The sequence below is a fragment of the Citrobacter sp. wls757 genome, assembly GCF_005280935.1.
In the GTDB taxonomy this organism is placed as follows: domain Bacteria; phylum Pseudomonadota; class Gammaproteobacteria; order Enterobacterales; family Enterobacteriaceae; genus Citrobacter; species Citrobacter portucalensis.
This window is the reverse complement of the sequence record NZ_SZWU01000015.1, coordinates 127,364-131,666: the sequence shown is the minus strand read 5'-3', so window position 1 is coordinate 131,666 and position 4,303 is coordinate 127,364. Positions and strand designations below refer to the sequence as shown.

Sequence of the window (4,303 nt, the reverse complement as noted above, 5' to 3'; positions counted from 1 at the left end):
AAAAGGCCCGCAAATGCGGGCCTTTTTTATTGTTAGCAGATCCGATAAGCGATTAAAACGCGAAGCAGGAGCAGCCAAGCGCGCCCCAGAAAGCCCGGTCATCTGACACCGGAATCCCCGATTTCCGCGCAATATCATGCTGGTGACCGTGTACGCCGCAGCTGCCGCAGCACTGGTGCATCTGCACCATTGCGCCAATTTTCGCCGCAGCAGGTGGCGCTGAGCGATAGTGCCCCGGCACCTTCACCACTGGCGACCAGTCCGGCACAATCGGAATAGCAGGTGGTGCCAGCGGGGTGAAATGCCCGGCGGCGTAAACCACTTTGCCATCAACAACGGTCATCACCGACTCGATACCTTTGATCTCTTCTTCCGGCACGCTGAAGTAATCTTTAGACAGCACCACCAGGTCGGCCAGTTGATCTTTCTCGATGCGCCCTTTCTTACCCTGCTCGCTGGAAAACCAGGCGCTACCGGCCGTCCACAGTTCCAGGGCAACATCACGCGGCAGACGGTTGTTATCATCGTACATCGCCATCCCGCCAACGGTACGGCCCGAAACCAGCCAGTAGAGCGCGGTCCACGGGTTGTAGCTGGCCACGCGGGTGGCGTCAGTCCCCAGCCCGACCGGAACGTCAGCCGCCAGCATTTTCGCCACCGGCGGCGTATGTTTAACCGCGTCTTTGCCGTAGCGATCGACAAAATACTCTCCCTGGAACGCCATACGGTGCTGGACCGCAATCCCGCCGCCCAGTGCTTTTACACGCTCAATGTTCCGTTCAGTAATTGTTTCGGCGTGATCGAAGAACCAGTGCAGGCCATTGAACGGGATATCACGATTAACTTTCTCAAATACGTCCAACATTCGGCTGATAGATTCATCGTAGGTGGCGTGCAGGCGGAACGGCCAGCGATGCTCCACCAGGTGACGAACCACGCGCTCCAGCTCATCTTCCATCCCCTCCGGCAGATCCGGACGTGGCTGAAGGAAGTCTTCAAAATCCGCTGCAGAAAAGACCAGCATTTCCCCCGCCCCGTTGGCACGATAGAAGTCGGTTCCCTGCCCTGGCTTGAGCATATCGGTCCAGCGTTCAAAGTCTTCCAGTTCCTGCTTCGGACGCTGTGTAAACAGATTGTAGGCAATACGTACCGTCATCTGTTTGTTAGCGTGTAACTGCTCAATGATCTCGTAATCTTCCGGGTAGTTCTGGAAGCCGCCGCCCGCATCGATGGCGCTGGTCAGTCCCAGACGGTTCAGTTCACGCATAAACTGACGGGTCGAGTTAACCTGCATTTCCAGCGGCAGTTTTGGTCCCTTTGCCAGCGTCGAGTAAAGGATCATGGCGTTCGGTTTAGCGATCAGCATTCCGGTTGGGTTGCCGTTGCTATCACGCACAATCTCACCGCCCGCCGGATCCGGCGTCGCTTTGGTATAGCCAACCGCTTTCAGCGCGGCGCGGTTGAGCAAAGCCCGGTCGTAGAGATGCAGAACAAAAACCGGAGTATCAGGAGCGGCTTCATTCAGTTCTTCGAGGGTTGGCATGCGACGTTCGGCAAACTGGAATTCACTCCAGCCGCCCACCACACGTACCCATTGTGGCGACGGCGTTCTGTCAGCCTGGTCTTTGAGCATGCGTAGCGCGTCCGCCAGTGACGGCACGCCCTCCCAACGCAATTCCAGGTTGTAATTCAGTCCACCACGAATAAGGTGCAGGTGCGAATCGTTCAGGCCCGGGATCACCGTATGTCCTTGCAGATCGACAACCTGCGTCCCTTCGGCGGCAAAGCTCATTACCCGTTCGTGGCTACCGGTCGCCAGGATCTTTCCGTTGGCGATCGCCACCGCCTCGACCTGCGGACTTTGCCTGTCGAGAGTATGAATTTTTCCGTGAGTCAGAATCAGTGTGGCAGTTTGAGACATAACAATCTCCTGAGATACCGGTCAGGCTTTTTTCAGCCATCCGGCAAACAGACGGGTTACGATGGGCATCCAGAACCAGACCACCAGCGCAACCACAAAGGCATCATTGATGAGATGCAGGAGTAACGAGCCCTTCATTGCAGGCAACACAATGCCGGTCAACCACGGCACCAGATTGGTACTGGGAAATATCACCAGCAGGGTTATCAGAAACTGTTTCCAGCGTTTGGGCTGGCGTACATGGGGCGCGGGCGGCGTAAACCAGAACGCTGCTTCGGTGCGAATTTCGGTTTTGTCACCTTCAGCCAGCAGTGGAGCAATCTCTTCGACCAACACGCGGCGAGTATCGGACTGGGTCCAGCTATACAGATGCTCAAGCGTGTCGAAGCGGATAATGATGTTCCACAGGTTGTTGCCATCTGCCGGGCGAATCACGTTCGCCCCGAGATGACCGGGAAATTCAGCCGCTACAGGCATGATTTTCCCCAGCCACTGCTCATACCTCTGCGCCTGCTCAGGTAGCAGAGTGTGAGTAATTACCAACGTCACATGTTTGTTCTGCGCCATGAAGGGTTCCTTGTTGACAGGAAACAGGCCGCTTAGGCCAGGAAAGCAATACACAAAATCATTAATGGTGCATCGAGGCGGCAAGGTTGTGGATCCCCGGGAGCTTACATAAGTAAGTGACCGGGGTACGCAAGCGAAGCCAACAAAGATGCAACATGAAGGATGACATGTATTTAAGCTTTACGTTCCGGCGCGCCATGCACCATTGTATAGGCATAATCCACGCCCATACCGTAGGCGCCGCTGTGCTCGCGTACCAGATCCATTACGGCGTCGTAGGTTTCTTTGCGGGACCAGTCGCGCTGGTACTCGAGAAGAACCTGTTGCCAGGTTACGGGTACGGCACCTGCCTGTACCATGCGGTCGATAGAACGCTCATGAGCATCTACGGACGTGCCGCCAGAGGTATCCGTTACCACATAAACTTCATAGCCTGCCTCCAGTGCCATCAGCGCCGGAAAAGTCAGGCATACTTCGGTCCACAGCGCGGAGATAATCAGTTTTTTACGCCCGGTCGCTTCCACTGCTTTCACAAACGCCGCATCTTCCCAGGAGTTCATTGAGGTGCGTTCAATGGGGTTGACATCAGGATGAACCGCTAACAATTCCGGCCAGATATATCCGCTAAAACTTTTGGTTTCTACAGAAGTATAAATCACCGGAACATTGAATATTTTCCCGGCTTTCGCTAATGCCACGGTATTATTTTTTAAAGTCTGGCGATCAATATTCGCCACACCGAATGACATTTGCGGCTGATGATCAATAAAAATAAGCGTAGAGTTTTGAGGGTCAATCAGTTCCCGAATAGACATAGCACACCTTCTTAATCAATAAGTTAAAAGGCAACGGTCTGTATCTGCCGTCAGCAGCAGGATCCTGAATCAGAAAGCTTGTTGAGTATAGCGGGAAATTTCTAACGAGTTATTAAAGAAAACTTACCATCCTGTGAAACTATTAATTTTGTGTTGCGATATATCCTAAACAACATCAAAAAAATGCGCATGACTCATCTAATTTATTCACTGGCATTGTTTTTCTTCATTCGGTACAACAGAAGGGTTTAATTTTCAGGATATTTTCTGCTTATGCGCATTAATCTGGATGTTTTGCTTATTCTCGACGCTCTCGACAAACAGGGTTCATTTGCCGCAGCGGCCGAGTCGCTGTTTAAAACCCCTGCCGCACTCAGCTATATGATTCAGAAGCTGGAAAGCGATTTGAATATCGAGCTGCTTGACCGTTCCGGGCACCGGGCAAAATTTACCGATACCGGACAGATGATGCTGGAAAAAGGGCGTTTGCTGCTGAATGCGGCAAAAGATCTCGAAAAGCAGGCGGTACAGCTGAGTTCAGGCTGGGAAAAAGAGCTGGCAATTGCGCTGGACGACTCCTTCCCTTTCGCCGCGCTGTTGCCCATTATCGATGAATTTCATGCGCTGAATAAGCAAACTCGCCTCAGTTTTACCCACCATACGCTGGCGGGCTCCTGGGAGGAGCTGACCCATAATGGAGCCGATATTATTCTGGGGGCAATTAATGAACCGCCAACGTCTGCAGCCTGGTCCTATAAAATGCTCGGCACGTTGGACAATGTGTTTGTCGTTGCGCCTGAGCATCCGCTGGCCGCAGCAGCTGACGGCCTGACCAACGAACAGTTATGCCTGCATCGGGCGATTGTTATCAGCGACAGCGCCCGCTTCTGCCATCCGTTACAAACCAATCTGATGGAGGAACAGGCGCAAATCCGCGTCGATGACTTCCACAGTAAGGTGATGCTACTACGAGCCGGTATGGGCTGCGGATTTCTCCCCC

The 4,303-nt window shown here is 53.2% G+C and carries 4 protein-coding genes; 1 reads left to right on the top strand and 3 read right to left on the bottom strand.

Annotation, left to right across the window (positions count from 1 at the left end; all coding sequences use genetic code 11):
- Window positions 1-52: 52 nt before the first annotated feature.
- The 3 genes from FDW94_RS02425 to FDW94_RS02415 form a co-directional block, all read right to left on the bottom strand.
- On the bottom strand, window positions 53-1,921 hold the full coding sequence (locus FDW94_RS02425; protein WP_100272841.1) for an amidohydrolase: 1,869 nt from the start codon (window positions 1,919-1,921) through the stop codon (window positions 53-55).
- A gap of 21 nt (window positions 1,922-1,942) precedes the next feature.
- Entirely contained in the window at window positions 1,943-2,488 is a 546-nt protein-coding gene (locus FDW94_RS02420; RefSeq protein ID WP_003830975.1) for an antibiotic biosynthesis monooxygenase, read from the bottom strand.
- Window positions 2,489-2,661: 173 nt separating this feature from the next.
- Entirely contained in the window at window positions 2,662-3,303 is a 642-nt protein-coding gene (locus FDW94_RS02415) for a hydrolase (protein ID WP_137377084.1), read from the bottom strand.
- 273 nt (window positions 3,304-3,576) lie between these two features.
- On the opposite strand from FDW94_RS02415, the gene FDW94_RS02410 reads away from it, so the two are divergent.
- Window positions 3,577-4,303: LysR family transcriptional regulator (locus FDW94_RS02410; RefSeq protein ID WP_249358255.1), on the top strand; the 727-nt coding region annotated here is incomplete at its 3' end.

What these genes read in the sequence shown, in the direction of transcription:
- FDW94_RS02425 (WP_100272841.1), bottom strand. Translation starts at nt 1,921, where the DNA reads ATGTCTCAAACTGCCACACTGATTCTGACTCACGGAAAAATTCATACT.
- FDW94_RS02415 (WP_137377084.1), bottom strand. Translation starts at nt 3,303, where the DNA reads ATGTCTATTCGGGAACTGATTGACCCTCAAAACTCTACGCTTATTTTT.
- FDW94_RS02420 (WP_003830975.1), bottom strand. Translation starts at nt 2,488, where the DNA reads ATGGCGCAGAACAAACATGTGACGTTGGTAATTACTCACACTCTGCTA.